Origin of the sequence: Pseudomonas allokribbensis (assembly GCF_014863605.1) — a bacterium.
Taxonomy (GTDB): Bacteria; Pseudomonadota; Gammaproteobacteria; order Pseudomonadales; family Pseudomonadaceae; genus Aquipseudomonas; species Aquipseudomonas allokribbensis.
The window spans coordinates 1,351,835-1,377,832 of record NZ_CP062252.1 but is presented as its reverse complement, the minus strand read 5'-3'; the positions used below and the strand labels follow the sequence as shown (position 1 = coordinate 1,377,832).

Sequence of the window (25,998 nt, the reverse complement as noted above, 5' to 3'; positions counted from 1 at the left end):
CACTCTCCGGATCAGGTGGAATGTCTACCACCGTACACGAGCCGGTTGCGCTTTCAATACACAGACTCATTCAAAATGTGCAGGCGCCAGCGCCCTGATATAGGCCTGACAGGCTTGCAGGGCAATCAGTCCGCGGTCGCCTTCACCGGTGATGGCGACAATTCGTTGAGCATGCGCCGGGTCAAGTCGGGCGCGTACGGTTGCATGATCCACGCCGCCGGTGCCGGAGGCGGCTGGTACACCGCCGCCTTGGGCAGCGTCGCCTGCGTCGACGAGGACTGACAGGCGCAGATCAGCAGTGGCAAGGCGATCGCGCAGGCGATCCTGATCACGTTGGGCATCACTGAGTGCTCGATAGTGGGTTTGCTCACTGGCCGCGAGCTGTTGCTCCAGGGCCAGACGCTTGTCCTGCTCGGCCTGTTGGACAGTGGCGGCCGCCAGGGTCATTTGGTTGAGGGTTTCGGCGTGCAGCCGCGCCTGTTCAGCCAGTTGGCGGCCGTAACGCCAGTCCTGGAATTGCCAGGCCAGCGCCGCCGCTCCCGCTGCCAGCAGCACCAGGCCGAGCAGCCGCCCGAGACTCAGACTGAAGGCAGGCATAACACCGCCCTCGCCCGCCCCCAAAGCTCCAGCCGATCCTGCAAACCGTTCAGCCCGCCGTTGATTCGCCGGGTGATGCTGTTGAACTCATCACGGTCGGCCAGTGCGTTCAGGCCGTTCTGCTCCCAGAACCACGCCGCGGACTCGGCCGCCCATTGCGGTTGTTCCAGCAGCTCCGGCAAGGCCAGCAGTCGCTCATCGCCGAACAACCCGAGGCTGCACTGGCGATAGTTGGTGCGGCCGGTGATCTGGATCAGCCCGCGGCCGCGATACTTCTGCCCGTCGCCATCGGCTTCCGGTGTATTGCCCAGACGCAAGGCCAGCGTACCGGTGTCGTATTTGCTCAGGTATTGGTTGTTGCCCAGTTCACGCACGTACTGCAATTGGCCGGACTCATGCCCGACCTGGGCGAGAAACGCGGCAATGCGCTTGGGCGCGTCGATGCGATGGCGAGCCATGGCGTCGTTGAGCGGTGAAACAAAAACGCCCGCTTGGGAGCGGGCGTTGGGCATGATGGTTTTAAGGTTGTCTTCTGTAATTTGCATAATGCGTAATCCTCCCTGGATGCTCCGATTGAATCACGACTGACGGCCGAGACCGGTCAGCCATTTCTTTGCCAGGGTTTTCAGGGTGCCATCAGGGGCACTGTCTTCTTGCGACGAAAACACCCAGCCGAGGGTGCCGAAATTCGCCATCCAGTCGATTTGTGGCGCAGGCGTGATGTCGGTGATGTCGACCCAGAGCAGATCCGGGTGAAACATCTCGACCATGTTTCCGTCGGTCGAGAACAGTTCGACCACCGTGTCGTTGACGATGCGTGCGTAGGTTTTCATCAGGCGTACTCGTAAATGATCACGACACCAGGGGCACCTGATGTTCCTGATTTGCCAGCCAGATTGGGGCCGATAGCGACCCCGCCGCCGCCGGATCCATATCCCGAGCCGGGGTAGCCGGGGAAGCTGGTAATGACGGTGGTGCCGAACCCGAGGCCACCACTGCCCAACGGAGAGCTGCCACCATGCCCCGCCAGCGTCGAACCATTGACCGAGATGCCCGGTGATCCCGGGGCCCCGGCTGAGTTGACGATGTTCCCGCCGGACGCAATTTCACCGGGATACCCGCCCACACAAAGTCCTGCCGACGATCCGGAAACAACACCGACCCAGAGGGAACCCTGACCTCCCGGTGCCGATACCAGCGAGCCCAGCGAGCTGGTTCCTCCGACGCCGCCGTTCGCCTGTGCAGCTCCGGCAGCCCCACCGGCACCGATCGTGACAATCTGGCTCGCACCGATCCTGTCGCTCGGCAACCGGGTCTCGGCGTAACTGCCGGAAGCACCACCACCGGAGACGGCATATTGATTCGCAGCGGTCGCTGCAATACCCGCACTCCCGCCACCGCCGCCCACGACTTTGACCAATACGGATCGCATCCCCACGGTCGGCGTATAAACACCGCTGACAGCAAATGTCTTCACATTCAACAAACGACCACTCAAGGCATTGCCACCGCTGGCATACACCAGCAACCAACTGTCCAGCGCGGCGCTATACACCACCGAACACACACTGCCGCCAACAATCTCGGCTGGCCGTAATGCACTCTGTGCCAGACTCAAAAGCGGTTTGGGCAGAAGACCATTCGGTGCAAATGTGCTCGCTCCGGTGTTGGCATTGCCTGCGGTGAAACGCAGCGCCAGACCGTCCTTCAACGTCGTGATGGCCGGCACATAATTGGCCATGTAGAGATTGGCAGCGCCGATATCCGCTGCGTGTTTATCTGCACCGGCCTGGCTGATTTTCCTGATCGCCTGCAGCAACTGCGTCGCTTCGCTTTCGCTCGGCTCAAGGCCCGCAGACTTGACGACATTCAGCAACTCGTCGGTGATGCCATTGCCCCAGGTCGCGGGGATCAACGACCCCGGCAACCCGCCAACGACGTCTTCATTGACGAACTTGCCGTTCACCAGCCCTATGCCGGGAACGCTTTTCGGGTAATCCACGTTTGTATCTCCTCAGTTTCCGTTGTGCAGCAAGTCTTCAAGCCAGTCGGGCTCTACCGGACGAGCGTGCGCATCAGGAAAATCCGGATCGTTGGGCCAGTCGCGCAATGCCTGCCGATAGGCGAGAAGCTGTTTGAACTCTTCGGCGCGCAGGGTCGTACCCTCGCCGACTTCCAGCTCTTCAGCGTCACGCCATACCAGCCATTGGGTGTCGCGAAGAACAGCATTGCGCCATGCGCGTTCATGAGTGATCGCAGCCTCAGGGGAGATGACCGGATCGGTCAGTACGGGTTGCCCACTGGCACTGGCGCTGATGACCTTGCCCGTTGCCTGCCCGGCAAACAGCTCGGCGTATTGGGCGTGGGTGATTTCTACGGCGCCTTCAGGCAACTCCGGAGAAGGGCTTTCGACCCGATCAAATCCGAGTGTCTGAGCAAAGAAATAGATCTTCATCGTTATCGCCCCCAAACCAGAATGCGGCCCATGATGCCGGGTGCCGGTCTCACACTCGTGCCGTCGACATTCCTGACCCGCGCCGCAGCTACCGATGTTGTTGAAAGGGTCGAATCAAACGCCCAGACAGTCGTGTTGCCCGCGCTCCAGCCGGACGGGTTCCCCTCATCGGCCACTCCGCCGACGATCGCCGTCTGGAACCTGACCGGCAAAGACAGGCTCATGATGCCGTTGGCGTCAGAACCACCCACAACCCATTGCAGAATCAAACCGCTGGGCAGTTTTTGATAACCGGCACTGGCTAGCTGCAAGGTAAAGGCGTTTGAATATTTCAGGCTCGCAGTGCCATGGACCGTCCAGATGCCATAGCCCTTCACGAACTGCGCGCTTTCACCGCCGTTGATCGTGATCGAACTCAAGTAAGCACCCTGCGGGCAGATTTGTGTTCCGGTTTTACTGGCGATCGTGATGACTGAGTTGCTGAGGCAATGAAAACTGAGAGTGGCACCATCGGGGACACTGGAAACCTCAGGCAGTGTCACGGTGTAAGCCGCGCTTCCACCCAGTCCGAATGCGCACCCCACATCTGCAGCCGTGAGCTGCGTCGTGTCGACCAGGCTCCGGGCACTGGCATGGTTACCCAACGCACGTTGCACGAACTCAGGCGTGGCCACCGCTTTTCCGGTATCGAACTGCGGCGGAGTCGCAAACAATCGGGAACTGCGCAACGCACCCAGCAACTGATTGTTCGACGCCTCGCTGGGCGTCATGCCAGCGGCTTGAACAACGCCGAGAATTTCCTGCGTGACGCCATTGCCCCACGCCGCCGGAATCAGCGAACCGGGTTTTCCGGCAACCGGATCCTCATCGGCAAACTGTCCATTGACCAGCCCGACGCTGGGTACACTCTTGGGATAGTCCAAGGCTTATCTCCTTATCTGAAAACATGGGTTGCGTGATGGCTTCAGCCAATCGCTCCGGCCAGCCACTGCGGTGCTGAGGGCCGCGAAACGGATGACGGATATGCGTCGGAACCAGGCCAGTCGCGCAATGCCTGGCGGTACTCGAGCAGTTCCAGGTATTGCTGGGCCTTGAGCGTTGTCCCGCGTCCCAATTCCTGCTCATCGCGGTGGCGGGTGACCCGCCATTCGGTGGCTGCGAGAGCCGACTGACGCCAGGTACGCTCCGCCGCCAGAGGCTGGTTTTCCTCAACTTCGGGGGCCTTGGCGACAACAGGGTTTGGCGGTTCGTACGCAGGCTCGATAGCGGGAGCTGTCTCGTCCATCGACGCGCCGATTTCGACGTTGACGCCTTCGGGCACCGGTACCATCGCCGCGACGAACGCAGGCGCGAACAGTTGTTCGATCGCGAAGTCACCGGTGTCGATCACTTCGACTGCGACACCGTTTTCAATACGTGCATAACGGGCCATTACTCGTACTCCCAGATTTCACAGAAGGCGTTGCCACCGGCGCCGCTCACGATTGACGCAGAAGCGTGAACCGAGCAGGAACCACTGCCGCCCGAACCTCGAACACCGGCATTGCCAACGGTGTTTGACCCGCTGAAAGGGCCACCGCCGTCGAACGGACTCGGAGCTCCGCAACCCGACAGCAACCCCCAATTGGCGTTGCTCATTCCGAAACCTCCGGTGATACCGCGAGCGCTGCAGAGATTGCCGCCAGTCAGCAACCCACCGACCCCGCCCTGAATGAATCCTGACGAAGTGCCTGTGACCACGATCCCCAGTTTCTGCCCGCCACCGCCTCCCGAAACACTCATGTAGCTACCAAAGGAGGCTCCGCCGCCCGCAAGGCCTGTGGTGTTGCTGACGGCGCCCCCGGCGCCCAGCGAAACCGGTACGCCGGCGAGCATTTGTGCGGTGACGTCATACAGGCTTTCCGCATACGCGCCGGACCCGCCACCACCGCCGAGGATTTGGGTACCCGCCGGAACAGGTTCGCAGCCGCCCCCCGAACCACCCGCCCCGATCAACCGCACACGAATCCGCTTGGCTCTGGGGTTTGGCTTGTAAACCGTGATCCCGACCGCGTCGATCTGCCGGACCGCCAGCAACCGTCCCACCGCATCGGTGATGCCGTAGCCCGCCAGCGTGGTCGGGGTGTTCTTCAGTTTGGTGAAGTCGACCAGGGCGCCAATGGCCGTTGCCAATTGGTTGGTCTTGGTCTCGTCCGGCGTCAGTCCGGCCGCCTTGATGGCGTTGAGAATTTCTTGCGTGACACTGTTGCCCCAGGCGGCGGGGATCAACGACCCGGGCGTGCCGGCAACGGGGTTTTCATCGATAAAACCGCCGTTGACCAGGCCGACGCCGGGGATGCTTTTCGGATAGTCCATTGCGCTGCTTCCTGTGCTGCAATCAGCTGGTGACGGTTGTGCCGGGCACAGCCGGCCAAGTGATTTCTTCCGGGAAACCGGTCTGCTTTTCGATTCGGTTCAGCTCGACGCTGTAGAGCTTCCACTCGAGCAGTTGCAGCTCTTCTTCGTGGCTGGCATCGCCGATGTCTTCGGCGTATTGCAGGGGGGCGATGCGCAGGACCGCGTCGCGCAGCAGCGTGTCGCGCTTGTCGATAAGGCCAGACTTGATCGCGGACAGGTGGGCCGTTTCATCGAGCATCCACGCTTGACCATTCCAGATATATCCCTCTCCTGGCCAGACATCGGCAGTAAGGTCATCCGGTAACTCACCTGGTTCAACCCAGATCTGTATCGCACCGCTGTCCTTCCTGTGAACCACTCCCCGGTGATCGCTCACCTCACGAGGAACTCCGTTCACCAGAACCCAGACACGGCCATTTCCAGGCGATGGCAATTCGAAAGGCAATTGCACTGAATTGCTGGGCAACTGAACGCCAAGTCCAGGCGTCTCGGCAAATTCAACGGGACCGGACAGGCAGCCCACATGATCGAACAGATAATTAAACATGAGCACCTCAGATAAGTTTGATCCGGCCCGGATAGGCAATGTTTCGGGGACGGGTGATACCGCCATGATTCAAAAGATCTGCGTCCGAAATCGGCGAAACGGTTTCAGAAGGGGTGATGTATTTGACCGTGGAGCCCGCGTAATCGGTGTAATTGCCCATGTCGAACCCCAGCAGGGCTTTCTGGGAAATGATGTTTGTTGCGAACAGAATATTGTCGCCCACGCCATTGTCGCCCTGGACCAGCGAGCCTTTTTGCCAAGACCCCGGTACACGTCCCGGATCGATCAAACCGCCTTCAGACAGTACCCGCAGGAACTCGCCACGGGCTTCTGGCAAGCGGAAATTTGTGGCTCCATCCCCAGAGGACCATGCACCGGCGCGATCGGCTTCGGAACGCAACATGCCGGACTGTTGCGCGTGATCCCAGAGCCACGGCCACTCCGTTCGGCTGAGTAACGAGCCATTCAAAGCGGCATAGCCACCGGGCAAAACGGAAAGCGTGGTCTCGAAGGCAATGTGCCCCACTGACGAGCCGTCCAGGCGTCCCACCGGCCACCAGTTACCCGCTGCATCACTGCGCAGATGCCACCAGTCGCCATTGCCCATCAACACCAGAAAGGGGTAACCATTGGACGAAAGGTGTGTATGAAAGCGGATACGGTCAGTACCGGACGTCTGAACAACCAGTCGATTGCCACTGTTGTCGACGCGGCGAACGATAACGTCACGCACGCCCAGACCGATGCTGGCTGCCGGCAGGGTCACTGTGGTGGCTGCCGGGCTGCCGTCGATGAGCACAAGGCCAAGCTCCTGTTCGGTCAGAGCTTTGGAGGCTGCCAGCCGCGTCACCACCGAACGCATCGGGCTGGCGTTGCCGACAATCGACTGAATTGCCTTGAACAACTGCCCTGTATCAGCCTCGGCGGCGGTCATCCCGGCGCCAGCGATCACGTTGACGATCTCTTGTGTAACGCTGTTGCCCCACACCGCCGGTATCAACGACCCGGGCGTTCCCGCCACCGGGTTTTCATCGACGAAGCGGCCGTCGACCAGGCCAACGCTGGGGACGCTCTTTGGATAATCCATTGGATGTTCGTTCCTCTTGAATGACAAATGAAACGTGGCTGCACGCGGGCTTTTGGCTTGTTCAACGGCGGGCGCAAACGCTTCTGTTCCTGAAAAAAAAAGCCCACAACGAAGTGGGCTTGGGTGAAGCGGATGGCGATTACAGAGCCGGGTTGGCCGTCAGCTGACGAATGGCCTGCAGCGCCTCATCGGCGGTAGCGCGAGCCTGATCCATCTGGCCCTTGCTCGCGTACGCGCGGATCTGGGTCTTGGCTTTCAGGCGCAAGGTGCGCAAGGTCAGCAGGTTCTCGCTGAGCTGGGCAGCCTTGTCGAGGATCTGCTCGGCGGACTGTTTGGCCGACCGGCCCTTGGCAACCCAGGCAGCAACGGACAACGGCACTTCCTTTTTCGGGTAACCGGCGTCTTGATAGGCCTGAGCGTCGATCGCCGCCTGGGCGTACTCGAGGGCTTTGAGCGGGTCACCGGCCAGTGCGGTGCGGGTGCTGTCGGCGACTGCATCGAGATTGACGCACAGACGTTCGGTTTCTTCCTGCTGCATTGCGGCGACTCTGTCGTCACTCAGCTCCCACTTCTCGCCATCCCAGACATGTGCGGTGGAGGGTTGTGCAGGACGCAAGCCTTCCTCGAACTGATGCAGTTCATGAATGATGATCATCGGATCAACTCCCAGGAAAAATTCACATTGACGGCGGCGGCAAAGTTGACCGCGATGCCGCTGGCGTAATCGGCCGGACCGACGCTCTTGAGCCCCATGCTGAACAGCAATTCGTCACTGGCGGCATTGCCCGCGCCCCAGGTATGTTCGGCCTGATACGCCTGCCACAGTGAGCGCAATTCGTTATGGTCGAAGCTGGCGGTCAATGTCGAAACCGTCGTATCGCTGACCACGTTGCTGGAGAAAATAAGCGCGGCGCCGCCGGCCGTTGCCCAGCCATCCCAGTTGCTGGAGGTGCCCACGGTCGGGTTGAGGAAGCAATAGTTGCCACCCAGCCATCCGCCCGGCGCGAAGTTCACACTGGTGATGCCGGTCGGGTGCGGCGTGGGATTGCCCACCACCAGACGCGCCGCTCGCGCATGTGGATCCAGCGGCAGATACACCACTCCATTGCCATTGACCGTCTGCGTCCACGACAACCGGCTTCGGTTGTAGATCAGCCTGACAGTCGGCACCGAACCGGGTCCGGCGGTGACAACCCAGGCCAGACAGATATCCAGCGGCGTCGACTGGAAGCCACCACCCGCTGCGCCATTTACCGTGCCCTTCAAACCTTCCGGTGTCGCGTCATAGACTGTGCCGCGCTGCATGTAAAAGGTCAGCGCACCGCCAATCACCTGAGCGCGCAGAAAGTAACCCGAACTCGGCAGCAGGTCGGCACTGCTCCAGGCCTGAGTGGTGAACGTACGCGAACGCCCCAACTGCCCTGCCACGACTTCCTGTCCGAGGCTGACCAATACGCCTGCCGGGATCGATACTCGGCCGCCACTGGTCGACACCGCGGCTGGCGTCACCGCCAGACGCCCGTCCGCTGTGGCCACGGTTGCCGCAGGCAAAGACCCGATCGGCAACGCCGAATCCAGATTCCAACCCTTGGCCGTCACCGTCTGAATAGCCTGCAGCAACTGATCGTATTTCTTCTCGTCCGGGGTCAGCTCCCCGGCCTTGATCACGCTGAGAATTTCCTGCGTGACGCTGTTACCCCAGTCCGCCGGAATCAGCGATCCCGGCGTCCCGGTCAGAGGGTTCTCATCGACAAATTTCCCATTCACCAGACCGGCGCTGGGCACACTCTTCGGATAATCCATTGCGTTATTCCCTAGTCATAATTGATGTGCACCTTGGTGTGCGCCGGGGCTGCCCGATGGATCATGCATTCGAGCGCCGAGCCCGGGTTCACGCCGAAGCGCTCGCCCCAGTAACTCGCACCGAAACGCCGACCGAGCAGCAGGCGGCCGCCGGTGTTGAGCGTCCACATGAACTGCGCTTCCCAGGTGCCCCAGTGCGCCGCACCAAAGCGCGAACGCCCCATGCGCGGGGCTTCGAGCTCGGTGATGGTGGCGTTGGGGTAACCCTGGCTTTTGGCGATTTCCAGGTAGTAGCCGACGGCCTGGCTGCCGACCGCCAACAAGCGGCGGCGTACAGCGAGGCGCCGGTCATCGAACAGCGGTGTGGCGCCCAGGCACGGGTCGGGCAGGTTCATCACCTGTTCCCAGTCCGGCACCAGTTCGCTGACGCCGGCCGGGTCCATCTCGTTGAGCAGGTCGGCGGCGCGGGCGTCGAGGCGTGCCAGTTCGACGGCGACGCCTTGCAGCACTTCATCGAGTTCCGGCACTCGCTCCGGATCCCACGCAGGCCCCGAAGGCAGCAAGGCACGCAATTGCGCCTGGTATTGCGCGGCGGTTCTTATGCCCCCCATACGCAACCTCCGAAGGTGAGCAGTTCGCTGTCGCCTGCGGCCACGTTCGCCACCGGGGCCGAAAGCACGTGATCGGTTTCACCCGCCGCGCTGCTGATCGCTTCGCGGATATGGCTGATCAACAGATCCTCGCCAAGGTCGGCCTCGCGGTTGTGCAGATCGCGCAGTTGGGTTTCGACAGCGGCGCGCACGGCGGTGGTATCGGGCGTCAGCTTCAGTTGATAGGTCACCGGTTTCTGCACCGGCGGGAGCACATGCACTTCGGCGGTCACCGGGCGCAGCGGCTCGATGTAAGCCTGTACTTCGGCCAGTTGATCGGCATTCGGCACCGGTTGCGGGTCGTCGTCACGCATGATGTAGACGCCCACGGTGCCCGGGCCGAGAAAGCCGCCACGGCACCAGGCGCGAGTCACGCCCGGCACTTCCAGCGCCCAGGTCTCGTAGTCGCTGGCCGAACCGCCGTGGGGGATGACGCGATAGGAGCGGATCACCCGCGAGCGCAGCGACTCCAGACTTTCCCGCGCTACCCCGCCGTTGAGCCCCGGCGCCAGCACCACAAAGCTGTTGCCGACCACACCGGTGATCGGCTGCACCGGCGTCAGCGCCAGACCGGCCTCGGCATTGCCCAGGCTGCCGGCATCAAGCGCGGCGATGGAGGTGCTGTTGACGCCATTGACGGTGGTACGCGCGGCGGTGACTTTGAAGGTGCGACCGTCGCTCGACTGCAGCAACGTATCGACGTCCAGCACCGCGCCCGCCGTCGCGTTGAAGCTGACGTTGCCGGTGGCCACTTGCGCCGGTTTGCGCGGCTGATTCAGGCGCAGCGCGGCGATGCGTTCCAGGGTGGATTCATCGGCGGTGTCGGGCAGGATCTGCTCGGCAATCCAGTCGAGGTAGCCGTACAGGCCATACGCGGCGCCGCCGAGTGTGCGGGCCAGGACTTGCGCATCGGACTGGCGCAGCGAATCGCCGGCCAGGTCGCTTTGGGTGCGCTTGATCAGCACCGGCAGCGAAGGGGTTTCAAACGGCATAGATCACCTGCCAACTGTTATCGGGGTTGATGTCCAGACGTTCGCCGTCGGCCAGGGTCAGGACCGTACGCAGGTTCAGGCGCTGGGCGTCGAGGCGTTCGCTGATGATGTCGATGGCGCTGCAATGGCCGTCGTCGATCAGCCATTGCAAGGCTTCGCGGGCATAGAACTCGGCGTCCATCTGGGTCTGTCGGGTCAGCTTGACCCGACGCAGCAGCCACAACCGCGAACCGATGCGGTCGTCGGCTACGGTCGGAAAGGTGTCGCCCCACCAGCCGTAACGCTCCTCGTCGTCGAGGGCATCGTCGTCGGCCGCACGGCGCCAGGAGAACAGGCTGATCAGCACTGAACGGGTCAGCGCGGCGTGGAGGTTCTGACTGAAAAGCATCACTGACCTCCCGCCGGCGCGCCGGTCTGGCCGCTGCCCGCCTGCACGCCAACGTGCACGTGCTTGATCTGGCTGATGCCGCCAGCCATCTGATCGCCTTTGGAAACGATCTTGCCGGTCTGGTTGATCACCGGCGTCTCGAAGTTCACGGCGGTGCTGGCGCGGATGTTGAGGGTGGAGGTTTCGATGTCGATGATCCGCCCGCGCTTGAAGTGAATTTTGTCGCCTTCGTCGGTGTAGATCGCCACTTCGCCGGCCGCCAGCGATTGCAGGCGATAACGGCGATCGGCGACCACCAGGGCAATGGCGTGGGAACGATCACCGCCCAGAAACGTGACGACGCCTTCGGCACCGGCCAGCGGATGGCTGGTGAAACCGTAGGGTTCGAAGTGCTCCATGTCGTCGTTCACTTCACCGGCGGTGAGGCGCATTTGCAGCGATTGCAGCTTGGAGGCCGAACTGGCGAGCACGACAGTGCCGCGCGCCAGCAGGCGTGTCAGTAGGCTCATAGGGTTTCCTTGGAGGGCGGGGTCGGGCTCAGGTTTTTTTCGGCGGCGAAGGATTGGCATCGAAGGTATGCGGCGGCGCCACTTGCAGGGTGGTCACCGAGCCTTGCGCCGACAACGAGTACGTCACCTTGGAAATCAGCATGTCTTCATCGAACCCGAGCACCGGATCCTTGACCCGCACCAGGGTGTTGTGACGCCACAGGTCACCGTTGGACTGACGCCAGCCCTGCACTTGATAAGTGGTGGTCAGCGCGCGGCCCATACGGGTTGCGCTTTCCCATTGGGCCCGTTGCTGGGCCAGTTCGAAGGTCAGTTGCGAGCCTTCGTTGATGATCGTGGTACGCCGGCGCTTGAAGCTCAGGTCGGCCGCCACCGATTCCACTTCGCTGACCGCTGCCCCGCTCTTCTTGTCGTTACCCTTGTGCTGGCCGATCACCCGGTATTCGGAGAACACCTGGCTGAAATCCATCGGTGCATTGGCCGAGAGAATGTTCTTCCCCAGCTCCAGTGCATCGCTGGCGCGGCCGCCGCTGCCCGGTTTGGCGAGCACCAGCCGGCCTTCGGCGTCATCGGTGGAAAACACCCGGTACAGCGAGAGCAAGCGGTCGATCGACTGAAACGCCGTTTCACCCGGCACGATCGTGTGTTTGCTCAGGCGTGCGGTCTCGGGAATTTCGTTGACCACCATCAACGCGTACTCCATGGCCAGGGCCTGGACGATGTTCAACAACGACTGATCCTGCCATTGGCCGGGGTTGTTTCGCGCCGCACAATCCACCAGATCCTGGGTCTTGGAACTGCCTTCGATGCTCAGGCTGATCTGCCGACCGTCATAGCTGATCGGGGCCTTGAACACATAACCGGTGAGCACCAGATCCTTGCCGATCCGCACTTCGCACGGGTCGCCGGCCTTGATCCGCTGATCCACGGTCTGCCCCGGCCATTGCCAGGTGATGTCGAGTTTGAAGGTGCGGAACTGGCGCTCCAGGTCCGCGGTGATCTGCACGCTTTTCCAGCCGCCGTATTCCATGTCGCCGACGGTCAGCGTCACGCGATTGTCAGTCTCGTTCATGGCTCACTCCCTGGAAACTTTGACTTCGTTGGGTGAGAAGCTCGGATGAGACAGACCGTTGCGCTGAATGACCTCGGTCACCCGCGTGGCGTCGCCAAACTGTTTGTAGGCCACGACCACTGCCGGAAAGGTTTCCTGGAAGGTTTTGCTGACCAGTCGCACACCGGACGAAGCCACAGCCTTGAGGTGCGCGATCAGCGCTTCCTTTACATCGGCGATGGCCTGGTAGTGCGCGGGATCGGCCTTGTCCTGGGCCTTTTGCAACGCTTCGATCAGCTCTTTTTGCAGCGCTTGCAGATCATCGGTGACCGGCACTTCCTGACGGCTGACCGGCTGCTTCGATTGCTGGTCCAGCGACGGTGTCGACGACAGTTTCACCGGCGTCGACGCCACTGGCATCGAGGCAACCCATTGCGCCACTTTGACGATCAGGGTGTCCTGCACCAGGTTGGCCATCGCTTGCGCGGCGGCGTTGGTGTCCTTGCCGGTGGTGATTTTCGGTGCATCGGCCTTGCGGATGGCTTCGAGTTGTTGGGACACGTCGGCAATCACGCCACGGTAGCCCTCCTTCGCGAATTCCTTCAGCTCCTTGATATCGCCTAGCAGACCTTTGAATTCCGCTGCCACTTCCTTGGGCAGTTCCTTGACGGCCCTGACCAGCTCGGTGATCTGCTTGTACTGCGCGATCAGCGGTTTGAGCTGCTCCTTGATCACGTCGTACACGCCGGTCAGGCTGTTGCGCAGATTGGCGATGCCGATCCGCGCCGCCTTGATCAGGGTCATCGCCTGTTCGAAACGCGCCACCGCCGAGCCGAGCAAACCGTCGGCCTTGATCAGCAGGACTTTTTGCGTGCTGACCGTCGCCGTGGGAAACGGCAGCGGCCGATCCGGGTAGAACTTCAGGCTGAACGTCACCATCCCGCCGTCCTGGCGGGTATGGGTCATGTCGCACTCGCCGACCTTGACCTGCAAACGTCCCAGCCACGGGTGCACCAGTTCGCCGCTGCCCTGCTCCAGCGCCTGGAGCAGCTTGTCGCGCTGCTCCAGGCAATCGGCACCGATGATGAACGCCGTCAGGTCGTGGGTCTTGGCCTGCTGGCCGAGATCCTCGAAAAACGGCAGGTCGCGTTGCGGGTATTCGTGCAACTGCCCCTTGCGACCGACCGGGGTTTTCGCCTGGTCGATCCAGAAGCCGACACCCCGAAAGGATGCCGGCAACAAGCGGTCACGCCAGTTCATTGGAACCTCCTGCCGATAGCGAGCGATAGCCGATGCGCGAACTGAGCGCCAGCCCCGGTTGATTGGTTTGCGGTTGATCGGTGCGCAACCCCGCCGGTGCATTTTCGAAGCGCACCGTCAGGCCGCCTTCGAGTTGCGTACGGTTGTTGGCAGCGCTTTGCTGGATCAGTGCGCCAGAAGATTGCGGCAAAGAACCGCCCTGCAACGCACTGCCGCCCTCGGGTTTCGGGCTGGAACCAAAGAATGCCGGCGCCAGTTCACCCTTGCCTTCGGCATTGGTCTGGCGTTGCGCCTGGGTCAGGGTTTCGACCTTGCCGGTGACCTTGGCGATCAGCCCGGCGAAGCCACCGTCGAACAGTTCCTTGATCGGAGCGATGACGGTTTGCAGCTTTTGCCACAACTCGCCGAACCACTCGGTGATCGGTCCCCAGTTCTTGATGATCTGCCCCAACGGTGTCCATTCGAACATGTTGTGCAGGAACTCCAGTACCGGTGCGGCCAGCGCCTGCACCACGCCCCACAGCGCCGAAAACACTTCGCTGATCGGCTGCCAGTACTGCGCGATCTGCTCCAGCGGCGACCATTCGAACAGGCTCTGGAAGAAGCTTTTGACCTGCTGTGCCGAGGCTTGCAGCGTGGCCCAGATCGGTTCGAAGAACGTCACGATGGCGCCCCAGTTGTTGACGATCATCCCCAGCGGGGAGTAGTCGAACAAGGTGCCGAAGAAGTCCTTGATGGCTTGCGCCGCCGGTTGCAGCGAGGCCCAGATCGAGGCGAAGAAGCCGGTGATCGCCCCCCAGTTGTTGATGATCATCCCCAGCGGGGAATGATCGAACAGGGTGCCGAAGAAATCCTTGATGGCTTTCGCCGCCGGTAGCAACGTGGCCCAGATCGAGGCGAAAAAGCCGGTGATCGCGCCCCAGTTGTTGATGATCATGCCCAGCGGCGTCCAGTCGAACAGACCTTTGAGGAACGACATCACCGGCACACTCAAGGCCTTGAGCAATTCCCAGATCGCCGAAAACAGACCGGTCAACGGCCCCCAGTTTTCCAGGATCAGGCCTGCGGGCGACCACGAGAAAACCGACTTGAAGAAGTCGATCACAGGCGCGGTCACAGCCTTGACCTTGTCCCAGATCCCCGAGAAGAAACCCGTGACCGGTTCCCACAGCGCCGCCAGTGCCTCCAGCGGCCGCCAGTCGAGCACCGAACGCAACGTCGCCATTGCACTCGCCCCGGCGTTTTTCACGCCCTCCCACAATCCGGTGAAGAACGCGGAAATCGGTGTCCAGTTGGCCACGATCAAACCGGCCGCCACGGCAATGCCCATGGCGATCAACATGATCGGATTGGTCTTGAGCACCATGCTCATGACGTCCATCACCTGGGTCATACCGGTGACGGCGGTTTGCATGGCGGAAAACGCAATCGCCCCCGCCGCCAGCCCTTCGACCAGTTTCGGGTTGTCGGCCAGCAGGCTGCCGACCTGGGTCAGCACCGGTTCCAGCCCGACCACCAACGCCCCCACGGCCGGCACCAGTGCGGCGTCCACCGCGGCGGAGACCTTTTCCATCGACGCACTGAACACGTTCATGTTCTGCGCGGCGGCTTTCGGTGTTTCCGGCAGATCGACGGTTTTCGCCGTTTCGCTGACTTCGGTCAACTTGCCCTGAAACGCAGCAGCCGATTTGATGCCGTCCACGAACGGCGTAATCACGCTACCGCCCTTGAACAGACCGCTGATGTCCAGTTTGCCGAGGCCGGTCTGTTCGAGGTTTTTCTTGAAACTCTCGACCTTTACTCGCAGGGCACCGAGCTTGGGCGACAGTTCATCGATGCCCGTCAGCAGCACCGAGGTTTTCTCTTTCTTTTCTTCGTCTGCCATCACTGCACCTGCTGCATCGCATTGATCCGTTGCGCGTGCTCCAGCGATTCGCGGAGCACATCCAGTGGCCTGGCCATCATCTGTTCGGGGTCAACCTTCCAGAACCAGGCCAGGTCATAGGCGACCGAAATCAGGTCGGTGATGGCTCCGACGCCGCACTCATGAAAAAACTCGCAACGGCCCAGCTCAGCGCGTTGAGGTCAGCCAGATCCAACTGGTTGACCGACGACGGCGGAATGCCGGCGCACACGGCGATGTATTTGGCCGCCACGTCCATGTCGAGGCTGACCTCTTCGCTCTTGTCGATCTTGTACGGCAGCGCCTTGATCGCTCGTACCTCCTGCACCGTCGGACGGCGCAGGACGAGTTCGGTCAGGGGCTCGCCGTGAGCTTCGATCGCAACCTGAAGCTTCACGGCGCCGCTCATTGCCAGGTCCCCTTGATGCCTTCGAATTTCAGTTCGATGGTGGCGTCATCGCCTTTGGAGACTGGCTCTTCGACCAGGTAGGCACCGGCCAGTACGTAGACTTTGCCGTTGCTGAATTCGCAGGTGACGGTGATGTCGGTGCCTTCGATCAGCTTCTTCAGCGGGAAGTCGGCGGTGTGCAGCGCAGTCACTTTGAACGACGGCGCGATGTCGGTTTCCTTGTAGAAACCCGGTACGACGGTTTCGCGTTTGACGGCCATCAGCGGGGCTTCGCAGCCGCCATTGATAGTCAGTTGTGCACCGTCGACCTTGACGTAGCAGGTGCCTGCAATCAGTTGACCCATGGTGTTACTCCCTTCAAATAAAAAGCCCACGCAAGGTGGGCTGAAATCACAGTGTCAAACGGGCCGATCAGGCGACGTCGTCGTACTGCAGACGGAACTGGTTGAGCAGTGCGAACACGCGCAGACCATTGATGTAATCAGGCGGGAACAGCACGTTCACGCGGCTCGGGTCCTGCACGTCGCGCTCGACGATCAGGTGCTCGGCGAACAGCTCGGCGTTTTCCACGTGGCCTTCCAGTTCGAGCTTGGCGTACTGGGCAATCAGCTCACCGCGAATGGTCGCCGGGGTGACGATCGGCTGGCCGGCGCCGAAACGGGTGCCGTCGGAGGCCAGTTTGTGGCGACCGTACTTGCTGGTGATCACGCTTTGCAGACGACGCACGATGAACGCCGACTGGTGCATGGTTTCGCTGTCCAGGTACGAGTTGTCGGCCTGGCCGTAAGCGTTCTTCTGGTAGGTGGTGATCGAGCGCTGGATACGCACGTAACCGCCTTCGTAGTACGCGGTGGCGATGCCGTAGTTGAGCAGCGACTGACGCTCGGTCAGGGTGAAACGCTCGCTGGCCGGTGCCGGATCGACACCCGGCAGGCTGCCGCTCTGGGTCGGACGGCTGGCGTCAGCCGAGATGAACACCGACGTGCGCGCAGCCAGTGCTGCAGCTTGTACCCATACTGGTTGCGGAACGCCCGGCTCCAGCGCCTGAATGGTCATGTGCTGGTCATTGCGCGCCTGACCGGCTGCCACCAGAGTGCCGACGGTGCCGCGTTTGGCGCTGTAGACGTGACCGAACAGTTGCTTGGCCCACGACCAGCGACCGGTGCTGTCATCCATCACCGCTTGCCAAGTGTTGAGGGTCGCCAGGTCGGACCATGGCAGCGTGATGAATTCGAACGGCTCATCGCCCAATGCCGCAACGGCAGCCACTTGATCCGGTACACCGACGCCGCCGGTCATGGCGGTGATGGCGGTGGTCAGACCGGCCGGGGTTTCTTCGCCGTTGCTCTTGCCCAGGCGATTGAATTGCAGGCTGATGTCGTTGCCGCTCTCGCCGGTCCATTTGGCGTTCAGGGTGACCACACCTTCAGCAGCGGCAGCGCTCACCGGCAGATCGGCGGTGGCGTTGATTTTCTGTGCCAGGGCGGTGGCCGCCTGGGCAGCAGTGGCACCGTTGACCACGGTGGCCTGTACACGGACGCCGCCGACATACAGGTTGAGCACGCCAGCCTGAGTCGCGGTGCCGGTCAGGGTCAGCACGCCTTTGGCGATGGCACCGGTGGCGTTGTGCAGCGGCAGGCACCAGATCTCACCGATCGGGTCGGCCTTACGGAAGGTCTCGTACATGGACGCCAGCATCGAACCCTGGCCGCCAATGCTCTTGGCCAGTGCCACGCTGGAAACCAGCACCAGTTTGCCAACTTCGCTCGGAGCGATGTTGTCGTTGACCTGCGCCACGATCAGGCGGCGCATGGACGAGGACGCGCTATTGGCGGCCGAGTTGTCCATTTCGGCATAGAACAGCGGTACACGAATGTCCGCAGGAATGTTGCTGAATCCGATCGCCATTATTTGGCTCCCTTTTGTTTAGCTGTTGCGGTTTTGAGGGTGATATCGCCGTCGGCCAGACGCCGGCGCCACCAGGCGCTGTCCAGCACTTCACGGCCTTCCAGTGGCAGCAGGTCGCCTGCTTCCGGGTCCGGCACGGCACGGCCAGCGGCCGGCACTACGGTGATGCGGTTGCTCATGGGGTTACGTCTCCAGAGAAAGTCATTTCCACGCGCCCGTCAGGGCCCGGGTGTTTCAGGTTGGGGTCGGCCGGGTCGATCGCATCGACCCGCACGGTGACCCCGGTAAAGGACGACAAACCGTCCAGTTCACGTTCGTGCCAACTCTCCGCAGGCTGACTTGGCAGATTGCGGCCCAGCTGGAACTCGGCAAAAAAGCGCAGCCGGTAGAACGCGCGGCTGCTGTTGATCGAGACCGTTTCGCCGCCGTCATAAACGATGGCGCTGTAGTCGGAACCGGGCTTGAAACCCACCAGCGCCCGCCACACTTCGGCGCGCAGGTCGTGCAACAGATCCAGCGCTTTTGTGGCGTCCGTGGCATCAAGCACCAGGATGATTTCGAAGCGGTCGCGGATCGGCTGGCTGGCAGAGTTCTGTGCGGTGCTGGCGCTGGCCAGATCGGCCAGCGGTAAAACGTGGGCCGAGGGCATCGGCAGATTCGGGTTGCCTTGCAGAAGCGCCAGGTCGACTCCGACGGCGATGTGGCCGGCAAGGCTTGGGCATTGCGCACGCAGCTGCGTGAGGATCGGGGAGATCTTCATGGGGAGCGTTCCAGGATGTGTGAGTGGCCACAGTGATGCGTGTGGCGGTGAGATCGGAGGATCAGTCCTTGGCTTTCGCGTGGGGATCCAGGCCCTTCGCTTCGATCAGGCAGCGATAGCTTTCTTCGCGCTTGCCACTGGCGGTGACTTTTTCAATCGACCAGCGGCCGCGCATGAAGTCCGGCCAGGTGTCATCGAGCACCAACAGACCTTCGGCCACCAGCAGCGGATCACCCGGGCAAGTGACCTTCAGCTTGTATTTCTCGCGCAGCATCTTGCGCACTTCGGCTTCGCCGATGGCTTTGGCTTCTTCCACACTGGCCTGCTTCTGGCGAACGACCTTGTAGGGTGCCTTGCCGGTTTTGACCTCCACCTGCTTGCCGGTATTAAGGTCCCAGCAGCAGGTTTTACAACCCTGATTCTGGGTTTGGGCAGTCTCTTCCAGCGTGGCGCTGATGAAGGCGTGATCGCCCGGCCGATTGTTGCTGGTCACCGACAGCCTGACGTCCGGGATCACCTGGCCTGAAAAGTTTTTGAGCTGCGCCGGTTTCGCCAATACGTAGAGTTCGTTGACGGGTTTGGCAATCGCGTCATATTTGCGCGCCATTCGCGTGATGAAGCCCATGTCGGTTTCGTTCGACTGGTCGACATGAGCAATCCTGATCAACGCCAGTTCGGGATCGACGCGCGGCGAAAAGCCGTGCGGCGAGACCAGTTTGCCAAACAGTTCACCAAGGGTTGTGGGCCCGTGGCTGGCCGTGCGTCGCTCCCTGAATCCCGTCTCGTCCTTGCCACTGAAAGGCGCGGCCGTAGCGACCAGCGTCAGACGCAGCGGGAACAGCGTCGGTGTCAGTCGAGTGATCCTGAACTGGCCCTTGTCGACCAGACTGGACTCCAGATAGCCGACCCGCAAACCAATTTTTCCGCCCAGGGTCGGCAAGCCTTCAAGGCCTTCCAGATCGATCACCAGCGTCAGTTGATCGGACTCCATTCCGGCGGCATCAATGTGTTCCCAACTGATCAGGCGCTGATTCAGCAGGGCCTCGTGGGCCCCGTAGATTTCAATCGTCGGCGTGAATCCCTGTGCCATGCAGCCTCCTTAATCCCAGGCCAGAACCGGTTTGATCGCGGCGGGTCGGCTGTCGAGTTCCGGCAGTGTCACCCAGACACCTGCCGGCAGGACCGGGCCCTGTTCGGCCAGGGTCGAGTTGAGTTTCCACAGGGCCTCTTCGGCTGTGTCATCACAGCGACCGGTTTCGCGGTAAAGCAACAGATTCACCGAATCGCCGGCCACGCTTCGTACCTTACGCATTGTTGAACTCCGCCAATTCGAGGGTCCAGTCGACCACCATCGCCGTACCATCATCGATGATGCAGGTCTGGGTTTCCTGAACCGTGGTGATTCGCCACAGGCCCCAGTTTCGGCCGATGCCATCAATCAGCGGCAGCGGCACACGAAGGGCTTGCAGCGCCCGCAGCTCATCCAGCCGATCCATGGCCACCGCGTACATTGATTTGCCGGTGATGGTCAGGGTTTCGGGTTTCTGTCCGATTTGATGGGACTTGGGTTTGCTGGTGAGAATCTGCAGCTCCGTCCAGCCGCCGTCGGACTTGCGCAGAAAACTGCTGTAGGCAAAACCGCGGGACAGGCCAAAGATGAAACTGCCCAGTGCCATTTGTTGTTTCATCAGGCGACTCCATCGGTCAGGGCTGCGTCACGGCGTGTGCCGAGGGGGTTAGTACTCATCAACGGCGTGAAGTCAGAGGTGAAATGCGTCTGCATGACCTGCGCGACCATGGCGCTCACCTTTTCAACGCTGGCCAGATCGCCGCCGCTGAAGTGAAACGCCGGGGCGTAGGTGACATTCGCGCTGGATTGATTTTGTGCTTGCACACTGCTCAGGCCTGCGCTGACTTCTGCAGGTGGTGCCAACTTGTCAGGGGCCGGTGTCGCAAGCCTTTCACCCAGCGCCTCCCCTTCCTGACTGCCGTAAAAACTCCCGATGGCACCGCCCAGGGCACCACCAATCAACGTACCGACGCCGGGAAGGATGAACGTACCGATCGTGGCGCCGATGCTCGCGCCGGCATATCCGCCAGCCAGGCCTCCCGCCGCCATACCTACGCCTCCGGCGACTTTTTTTGTATCGTTCTCGGCCACGCCTTCGACGACTTTGAGACCGGCTTCGACCATTGTCAGCGGCATGCTCAGTGGACCGGCGATCCGACCGAATCGGGCACCTCGACTGATCATGCTGCGGCCGGCAGCGGATCTCATGTAACCGATTCGACTGACAGCCGCTGCTCTCAGCGGCTCGGTCCTGGTGGCCAGAGTGCCGGCTCTCGTTCGGATACTGCCGGCCAGGGTGCCGGCTCCCGTTCGGATACTGCCGGCCAGGGTGCCGGCTCCCGTTCGGATACTGCCGGCTACGCTGACCGCTTTGCCGTAAGCCCCCTGTAGCGTGCCAACGGTATCCTTCACCCAGCCCGCAGCACCGGCGTACATCTTGCCCAGCGGTGCAATGGACCTGATCCCGGCAATACTCAGGACCAGCGCCGCCGTGAGTGTTGGATACTGTTCCGCCAACCCGCTCAAACCACCGGCGGCCTTGGCTGCGGTGTCGGCAACAGCGTTGAAGGATGGCAACACCGTATCGCCGGCGGAGGTATAAAGGCGATCCTTTTGCGCATTGAAGCCGTTGATGTGCGCTTGCGATGTCTGCGATTGAATACGGGCAGTCTCATTGACCGCACTGGCCTTTTCGCCAAGCTCGGAACTGGCGTACTGTTTTTTATCAGCCACCAGATCGAAGGAGCGTTTCACATCCCCGGTGTTCTGCAGCATTTTGATCACGGGCTGGTCGACCGAAAACAGCGTCATGGCCAACTCGGACTGCCGATCAGGCGATTGTGTCTTCAACGCCTCCAGCACTTTGAGAATGGCGCCCGGGGCATCGCCTTTCATCTGCTCGGCCAGCGCTTTGGGGTCGAGCTTCAGTTCAGTGAGTGCAGCTCGCTGAGCGGGCGAAGCTTTGTCTCCCAGCGCCACCGTCGTGGTGATTTTCTCGAAGGCCACACCGGCATCCGCCCGGTTGACCCCCGCATTGAGCAACGCCGCAGAAAACGCTGCTGCCTGCTCGGGAGTCATCCCGGCACCTTTTGCAGAAGCACCGTAGTTGCTGAGAATCGAGCCGATGTCAGCCTCCGAGGCACTCAACCGGCTTCCGAGCAGACTGGTTGCATCAGCGAGATCGAGGGTTTGCGCGCGATTGAGACTCATCGACGTGCGCCAGCCGATCAATAGATCGGCCGTATCCGCAGCCTTCATTCCAAACGCTGTCGCCGTGACGCCCGTGTCCCGTGTGAACTCCAGCACATCTTTTTGTCTGGCGCCGCTATCCAGTTCGCCTTTGTCATTTACATGATCATTGCCGACCCCGGCTTTGACAGCGGCGTAACCGACACCTGCAAGATCAAGCATGGTGCTGCCACCGGCAGCCACCTTGGACTCGGTGGCCATTTGCTCCAGCGCAATGCCAAATGTTCGGCGTTCATCGCCTTTGAACCCGACGACCGTTTCCAGCTTTGCCATCGCGGTATCAAAGCTGATGGCGGGCCGAAGATCCTTCAGCGCATCCTTGTCAGGATTCGCTGAAGGCACTCCAGACCCCATACCGGCAACAGGGCCGGGCTGGGCCTGTCGATCATTCATGGCTTGTTGCAATGAGCGCTGCGATACCAGCACACCGTGGATCGTGCTCAACACATCTCTGAGCTGAACCTGTTCGCTCGTCAATCGGCGAAGCTCGGCGGTGGAATCCGCCAGTGCCAGCCCCAGGCCTGCGAAGGCGCCCGAAAGACTCAAGTCCGACACAATATTGGCCGATGCTGCATCGGCGCCCTGCATGCTCGATGCGGGGGACATCAGGCTGGCCATTTTACTGGCCGTGTTCAACGCCTGGGCTTGTTGGTCGACCTCGGTGAATGTCAGCGAATAGCTACCGTCTGCCATGCCGCTCTACTCCTGTTTCACGCCAAGGCGAGTGATCGCTATGTCGTAGCGGCGCAACGCCTTTTCGGCGTCCCACTCCAGAATTTCCGCCTCACTTACCGGGTAAATGAGCGGCACGATATCGAGGATTACTTCGATGTCGCGCTCTGAAAGAAGGCCGCCGGCTGGTTTAAAAAATCGTCGATGCGCACCTGCAATTGCGTCCAGTCCGGGACGGTCATCAGGGCCAGATCGGGGATCATCAGACCGGTGCAATGGGCGGTGATGAACTCGGCGCGTTCCTTGGCCGTTTTCAGTTTCTTCATCACTTTGGTCGCGCGCAGCACCGGCATTTCCAGGCTCAGCGAGGTCACGGTGCGGCCGGTGACGGCGAGCGGTTGCAGCAGTTGCACCTGGTCGGGATCGTCGGTTTTTTCCGCGTCTTCGACCTGGTCGAGAAAGTACGACGCCGGACGGGTCGACATCTCGTGCACGTACTGCGCAATGGTCACGTAGTCCGGACGCTTGAGCTGATCGAGTTCCTTGACCGACAACCCGGTGGCCAGCAGCGCCAGTTCGAAGAACTGATCGTCTTCGTCGTCGCCGGCGCGTTCCAGCGCGTCTTTCTGGGCGGCGTAGAACAGGGGCTTGAGCTGGATCGATTCGATCTGCGAGCCGTCGTCACCGGTGATCGGCGACAACAGGTCATGCTTGGGTGGCATCCACGACATGAAAGGAATTCCTTGGGTGTTCTTGAAGATCCCTGTGGGCGTGAGCGCCCACAGGGTGTGTGCTTGATGCGCCGAAAAGGCTTACGGCATCAGCACCGCACGACGGGCATCACCGAGGATGTCGACGCCGTTGAGCACGAACTTCTGGGTGCGCACGTCGATGTCGATCACCGGAATGCCGTTTTCCAGACGGTTGTAGGTGCGGCAGGAGAGTTCCAGCGTGGTGATGGCTTTACTGCCCATTTTCAAGGCATCTTCAGCCAGAGACTTCAGCTTGCCGCCGACGGTGTGATAGGTGAACCAGGTGTTGCCGTCCTGATCCTGACCGGCTTCACGCACGTTCAGCAGAATGTCGTCGCCCAGCTTCACGCCCATCGCCAGCAGCACTTCAGCGCCGGTGCCTTGCAGCTTGAGCGTGGCATTCAGCGGCTTGGCGCTCTTGGCCATTTCCTCAACGATGAAGCGCCCGCCCGTCATGCCTTCCATCTCGAAATCGATCTTCGGCGGGGTGAACTCTTCCACGGTCGCCGACAACGGCAGGCCTTGCAGGGTGGCCGCGATGGCCTGTCTTACGCGGTTGGTAAACATTAGAGAACGTCCTCCAGGAACTGCTCGATGATTTCATCGCGGGCGTTGAGTTGATAAACCATGTGTTCGTTCGGCGCGTAGCGGCCGTAGTCGATGACCACGTACCAGGTGCCGTTCTTGTACTTCTCGACGCTGTTGAGTTCCGGGTGCAGGTAGACGCTGCCGCCAGGAATGGTTTCGTCGGCGACCAGGGTTTGCAGCCAGTCGTTGATGCGTTTGACTTCCTGATCCATGAACGACTTGGTCAGGTTCTTGGCCATGGCTTTCTGGCCGGCCTTCACCAGCTTGCGGCTGATGGCGTCTTCCAGACCGACGTAGCTGATGAACTTGCCGGTGATCGAACGGTTGCCCAGCAGCGAGAAGCCGCCCAGCACGGTGCGGGCGTAATAGCTGACGCCGTAGCGGTTGAGCAGATCGCCTTCGGTGGAGGTGTCGAGGATGTTGTACTCAACGACGCGGGACACGTCTTCGGCGTAGGTCACCTGGTTGCCCGGGCTTTCCCATTGCTTGACCTTGGCCAGCGCGGCAATCGCCAGGCTCGACGGCGCGAGGAAGACGTTTTTCTTCGCCGCTTTCGAGTACACGGCGGGCATGTTGTGCACCACCAGGCAACGGTCGAAACCGAGGTCGGCGCCGCCCAGATCCTTGCTGTACAACACTTGGTCGGCGACCGAAGCATCCTTGCCGTCCAGCACCACACGGGCCTTGATGCGCTTGCCGAACGAGGCGAACTCGCTGGCCACCGCTTTAGTGCCGGTGAAGCCCGGCGCGCCGATGATGGTCAGGTCTTCCGGGACGCTGCCCAGAGCCGCCAGACCGAGTTTGCGGCCGGTGGCTGGCTCAACGCCGCCGATCACCGCGTTGACGGTATCGGCCGGAGTTGCGCCCGCTTCGACGATCACCACGTACACCGGCACCTTGACCACTTTGAGGATCTGGTAGACCGCGTGGTACAGGGTGCCCTCTTCCGAGCCGGTCGGATCGAGCAGCGCATGGGTGGTGAAGCTATTGATGCGAAACGGTGCGTTGCGCGGAATCAGCGGATCGGCTTTCGGCGCGGTGCCGACCAGACCGATGACGTTGTCGCCCAGGCCACCCATGGCCTCGGGGGATTCGGTGGCATTGACGGTAATGCCGTTGTGCTCGAAGTTCAGAACCTCAGCCATAGTCAGTCAGCCTTCTTGGCAGCGGCCTTCACGGCCTTGGTGGTAGGTGTTTTCAGCTCCAGTCGACCGGCGCTGTGCAGGGCACTGGCCTCGACGTCGAGCAGATCGAGTTCCTGGCCGACGCTCGACCAGTGCCCACCGCCGGTGGGGAATGGAACGAGCACGGTGTAGGTTTGGCGGGTTGCCATTTTTCGTTTCTCCATAAACGGGAAAGCCCCTCGAAGGGAGGGGCTTGGCGGGTGTTGAAAGTTTTGGGGGGTGAAAGAAAACGCCCCGGGGTGCGGGGCGTTTATTTGAGATCTGCGGAGTCGGTCGACGATGAGTCTGGCCAACCCTCGGTCAGCATTTCGTCGTGGTAGTCGCCTGTCTCGATTGCGCGCAACAAGGTCAGCTCGCGGTCAAAGCAGGCCTGTACATGTGCCCGCACTGCTTTCGCAATTTCGATAATCTGCGCAGCGCCAATCTCGACGAATCCCCTCGCTGTTTTGAAATTGCAGCGGTATTCAGGATCGAGAATGGCTGAGAGCCCGGTGCTTGCGATCAGCGCCTGGCTGTCGCGAGTTGTCTCGATCAGCAGCTCGCCGACCGACACACCAGCAGCTTCCCGGCGGAATCGCTCGGCAGCAATGACTTCCTCTGTTGAGACAGGGGCATTTCCGGTTTTTGAAGCGATATAGGCCAGATAGCGGACATCGTCATCTGCAACGACGCCCTGATTCGGCCAATGCGTCTCATCTTGCGGCTCTGCAAAAACCGCCTTCACGGCAAGCAGGTGCTCGTCCGTAAATTGGACATAGATGCTCATG

33 protein-coding genes are annotated in these 25,998 nt (G+C 61.3%); all 33 read right to left on the bottom strand.

From position 1 onward, the window contains the following. Window positions 1–66 precede the first annotated feature (66 nt). The 33 genes from IF199_RS06200 to IF199_RS06040 all read right to left on the bottom strand — a co-directional run bounded on the left by IF199_RS06200 (window position 67) and on the right by IF199_RS06040 (window position 25,997). Window positions 67–597, bottom strand: a complete 531-nt coding sequence (locus IF199_RS06200) for a lysis system i-spanin subunit Rz (RefSeq protein ID WP_192559934.1) — start codon at window positions 595–597, stop codon at window positions 67–69. After that, window positions 579–1,142 carry a glycoside hydrolase family 19 protein gene (locus IF199_RS06195; protein ID WP_102621389.1) on the bottom strand — a complete coding sequence of 188 codons (564 nt, stop codon included), beginning with the start codon at window positions 1,140–1,142 and terminating at the stop codon, window positions 579–581. The genes IF199_RS06200 and IF199_RS06195 overlap by 19 nt, the downstream gene beginning before the upstream one ends. Before the next feature lie 33 nt (window positions 1,143–1,175). Beyond that, the gene (locus IF199_RS06190) at window positions 1,176–1,430 is read right to left on the bottom strand and encodes a hypothetical protein (protein ID WP_102621390.1); all 255 of its coding nucleotides are present in this window, start codon (window positions 1,428–1,430) and stop codon (window positions 1,176–1,178) included. Beyond that, the gene (locus IF199_RS06185) at window positions 1,430–2,599 is read right to left on the bottom strand and encodes a glycine-rich domain-containing protein (RefSeq protein WP_192559933.1); all 1,170 of its coding nucleotides are present in this window, start codon (window positions 2,597–2,599) and stop codon (window positions 1,430–1,432) included. The genes IF199_RS06190 and IF199_RS06185 overlap by 1 nt, the downstream gene beginning before the upstream one ends. A 12-nt stretch (window positions 2,600–2,611) precedes the next feature. Then, window positions 2,612–3,052, bottom strand: a complete 441-nt coding sequence (locus IF199_RS06180; RefSeq protein WP_192559932.1) for a phage tail assembly chaperone — start codon at window positions 3,050–3,052, stop codon at window positions 2,612–2,614. Between the two features lie 2 nt (window positions 3,053–3,054). Continuing rightward, window positions 3,055–3,975: a gp53-like domain-containing protein gene (locus tag IF199_RS06175; RefSeq protein WP_102621393.1), complete on the bottom strand. Its 921-nt coding sequence runs from the start codon at window positions 3,973–3,975 to the stop codon at window positions 3,055–3,057. Between the two features lie 41 nt (window positions 3,976–4,016). Beyond that, window positions 4,017–4,484 carry a phage tail assembly chaperone gene (locus tag IF199_RS06170; RefSeq protein WP_192559931.1) on the bottom strand — a complete coding sequence of 156 codons (468 nt, stop codon included), beginning with the start codon at window positions 4,482–4,484 and terminating at the stop codon, window positions 4,017–4,019. Beyond that, window positions 4,484–5,407, bottom strand: coding sequence for a hypothetical protein (locus IF199_RS06165; RefSeq protein ID WP_192559930.1), 924 nt, complete (start codon window positions 5,405–5,407; stop codon window positions 4,484–4,486). The genes IF199_RS06170 and IF199_RS06165 overlap by 1 nt, the downstream gene beginning before the upstream one ends. 22 nt (window positions 5,408–5,429) lie before the next feature. Next, window positions 5,430–5,996, bottom strand: coding sequence for a tail fiber assembly protein (locus IF199_RS06160; RefSeq protein WP_192559929.1), 567 nt, complete (start codon window positions 5,994–5,996; stop codon window positions 5,430–5,432). Window positions 5,997–6,003: 7 nt separating this feature from the next. Beyond that, the gene (locus IF199_RS06155) at window positions 6,004–7,083 is read right to left on the bottom strand and encodes a phage tail protein (protein WP_192559928.1); all 1,080 of its coding nucleotides are present in this window, start codon (window positions 7,081–7,083) and stop codon (window positions 6,004–6,006) included. Window positions 7,084–7,222: 139 nt separating this feature from the next. After that, complete coding sequence (locus IF199_RS06150; RefSeq protein WP_192559927.1) at window positions 7,223–7,738, bottom strand: phage tail protein; 516 nt, start codon at window positions 7,736–7,738, stop codon at window positions 7,223–7,225. Continuing rightward, the gene (locus IF199_RS06145) at window positions 7,735–8,886 is read right to left on the bottom strand and encodes a phage tail protein (RefSeq protein ID WP_096819581.1); all 1,152 of its coding nucleotides are present in this window, start codon (window positions 8,884–8,886) and stop codon (window positions 7,735–7,737) included. Before IF199_RS06145 ends, IF199_RS06150 begins: the two co-directional genes overlap by 4 nt. Window positions 8,887–8,897: 11 nt before the next feature. Then, a complete protein-coding gene (locus IF199_RS06140) occupies window positions 8,898–9,497 on the bottom strand; it encodes a YmfQ family protein (RefSeq protein ID WP_096819582.1) in 600 nt (199 codons plus the stop codon). Further along, window positions 9,485–10,528: a baseplate J/gp47 family protein gene (locus IF199_RS06135; protein WP_192559926.1), complete on the bottom strand. Its 1,044-nt coding sequence runs from the start codon at window positions 10,526–10,528 to the stop codon at window positions 9,485–9,487. Before IF199_RS06135 ends, IF199_RS06140 begins: the two co-directional genes overlap by 13 nt. Beyond that, the gene (locus IF199_RS06130) at window positions 10,518–10,916 is read right to left on the bottom strand and encodes a phage GP46 family protein (RefSeq protein ID WP_096819584.1); all 399 of its coding nucleotides are present in this window, start codon (window positions 10,914–10,916) and stop codon (window positions 10,518–10,520) included. The genes IF199_RS06135 and IF199_RS06130 overlap by 11 nt, the downstream gene beginning before the upstream one ends. Continuing rightward, window positions 10,916–11,425, bottom strand: coding sequence for a phage baseplate assembly protein V (locus IF199_RS06125; RefSeq protein WP_192559925.1), 510 nt, complete (start codon window positions 11,423–11,425; stop codon window positions 10,916–10,918). Before IF199_RS06125 ends, IF199_RS06130 begins: the two co-directional genes overlap by 1 nt. 28 nt (window positions 11,426–11,453) lie before the next feature. Next, the gene (locus tag IF199_RS06120; RefSeq protein WP_096819586.1) at window positions 11,454–12,497 is read right to left on the bottom strand and encodes a phage baseplate assembly protein; all 1,044 of its coding nucleotides are present in this window, start codon (window positions 12,495–12,497) and stop codon (window positions 11,454–11,456) included. A gap of 3 nt (window positions 12,498–12,500) precedes the next feature. Beyond that, complete coding sequence (locus IF199_RS06115) at window positions 12,501–13,736, bottom strand: DNA circularization protein (RefSeq protein ID WP_192559924.1); 1,236 nt, start codon at window positions 13,734–13,736, stop codon at window positions 12,501–12,503. Further along, window positions 13,723–15,621: a phage tail protein gene (locus IF199_RS06110; RefSeq protein ID WP_192559923.1), complete on the bottom strand. Its 1,899-nt coding sequence runs from the start codon at window positions 15,619–15,621 to the stop codon at window positions 13,723–13,725. The genes IF199_RS06115 and IF199_RS06110 overlap by 14 nt, the downstream gene beginning before the upstream one ends. Before the next feature lie 130 nt (window positions 15,622–15,751). Next, window positions 15,752–16,048 carry a phage tail assembly protein gene (locus IF199_RS06105; protein WP_003222226.1) on the bottom strand — a complete coding sequence of 99 codons (297 nt, stop codon included), beginning with the start codon at window positions 16,046–16,048 and terminating at the stop codon, window positions 15,752–15,754. Further along, window positions 16,045–16,392 (bottom strand): phage tail tube protein, encoded by a 348-nt coding sequence (locus IF199_RS06100; RefSeq protein ID WP_007908779.1) that lies wholly within the window; start codon window positions 16,390–16,392, stop codon window positions 16,045–16,047. The genes IF199_RS06105 and IF199_RS06100 overlap by 4 nt, the downstream gene beginning before the upstream one ends. Before the next feature lie 67 nt (window positions 16,393–16,459). Then, on the bottom strand, window positions 16,460–17,956 hold the full coding sequence (locus IF199_RS06095) for a phage tail sheath subtilisin-like domain-containing protein (RefSeq protein WP_096819589.1): 1,497 nt from the start codon (window positions 17,954–17,956) through the stop codon (window positions 16,460–16,462). Beyond that, window positions 17,956–18,135, bottom strand: coding sequence for a DUF2635 domain-containing protein (locus IF199_RS06090; RefSeq protein ID WP_007954893.1), 180 nt, complete (start codon window positions 18,133–18,135; stop codon window positions 17,956–17,958). The genes IF199_RS06095 and IF199_RS06090 overlap by 1 nt, the downstream gene beginning before the upstream one ends. After that, the gene (locus tag IF199_RS06085; protein ID WP_192559922.1) at window positions 18,132–18,716 is read right to left on the bottom strand and encodes a phage tail terminator protein; all 585 of its coding nucleotides are present in this window, start codon (window positions 18,714–18,716) and stop codon (window positions 18,132–18,134) included. Before IF199_RS06085 ends, IF199_RS06090 begins: the two co-directional genes overlap by 4 nt. A gap of 61 nt (window positions 18,717–18,777) precedes the next feature. Further along, entirely contained in the window at window positions 18,778–19,806 is a 1,029-nt protein-coding gene (locus IF199_RS06080) for a phage late control D family protein (RefSeq protein ID WP_192559921.1), read from the bottom strand. A gap of 9 nt (window positions 19,807–19,815) precedes the next feature. Beyond that, entirely contained in the window at window positions 19,816–20,028 is a 213-nt protein-coding gene (locus IF199_RS06075) for a tail protein X (protein ID WP_192559920.1), read from the bottom strand. Then, the gene (locus IF199_RS06070) at window positions 20,021–20,404 is read right to left on the bottom strand and encodes a phage tail protein (protein ID WP_192559919.1); all 384 of its coding nucleotides are present in this window, start codon (window positions 20,402–20,404) and stop codon (window positions 20,021–20,023) included. The genes IF199_RS06075 and IF199_RS06070 overlap by 8 nt, the downstream gene beginning before the upstream one ends. Next, window positions 20,404–22,728, bottom strand: coding sequence for a phage tail tape measure protein (locus IF199_RS06065; protein ID WP_192559918.1), 2,325 nt, complete (start codon window positions 22,726–22,728; stop codon window positions 20,404–20,406). The genes IF199_RS06070 and IF199_RS06065 overlap by 1 nt, the downstream gene beginning before the upstream one ends. A 128-nt stretch (window positions 22,729–22,856) precedes the next feature. Further along, a complete protein-coding gene (locus IF199_RS06060) occupies window positions 22,857–23,438 on the bottom strand; it encodes a phage tail assembly protein (protein ID WP_192559917.1) in 582 nt (193 codons plus the stop codon). Between the two features lie 81 nt (window positions 23,439–23,519). After that, window positions 23,520–24,026: a phage major tail tube protein gene (locus IF199_RS06055; RefSeq protein WP_096819596.1), complete on the bottom strand. Its 507-nt coding sequence runs from the start codon at window positions 24,024–24,026 to the stop codon at window positions 23,520–23,522. Then, a complete protein-coding gene (locus tag IF199_RS06050; RefSeq protein WP_192559916.1) occupies window positions 24,026–25,192 on the bottom strand; it encodes a phage tail sheath protein in 1,167 nt (388 codons plus the stop codon). Before IF199_RS06050 ends, IF199_RS06055 begins: the two co-directional genes overlap by 1 nt. A gap of 2 nt (window positions 25,193–25,194) precedes the next feature. After that, complete coding sequence (locus tag IF199_RS06045) at window positions 25,195–25,380, bottom strand: hypothetical protein (protein WP_039771239.1); 186 nt, start codon at window positions 25,378–25,380, stop codon at window positions 25,195–25,197. Window positions 25,381–25,481: 101 nt separating this feature from the next. After that, entirely contained in the window at window positions 25,482–25,997 is a 516-nt protein-coding gene (locus tag IF199_RS06040; protein WP_192559915.1) for a DUF4376 domain-containing protein, read from the bottom strand. Window position 25,998: the final 1 nt, after the last annotated feature.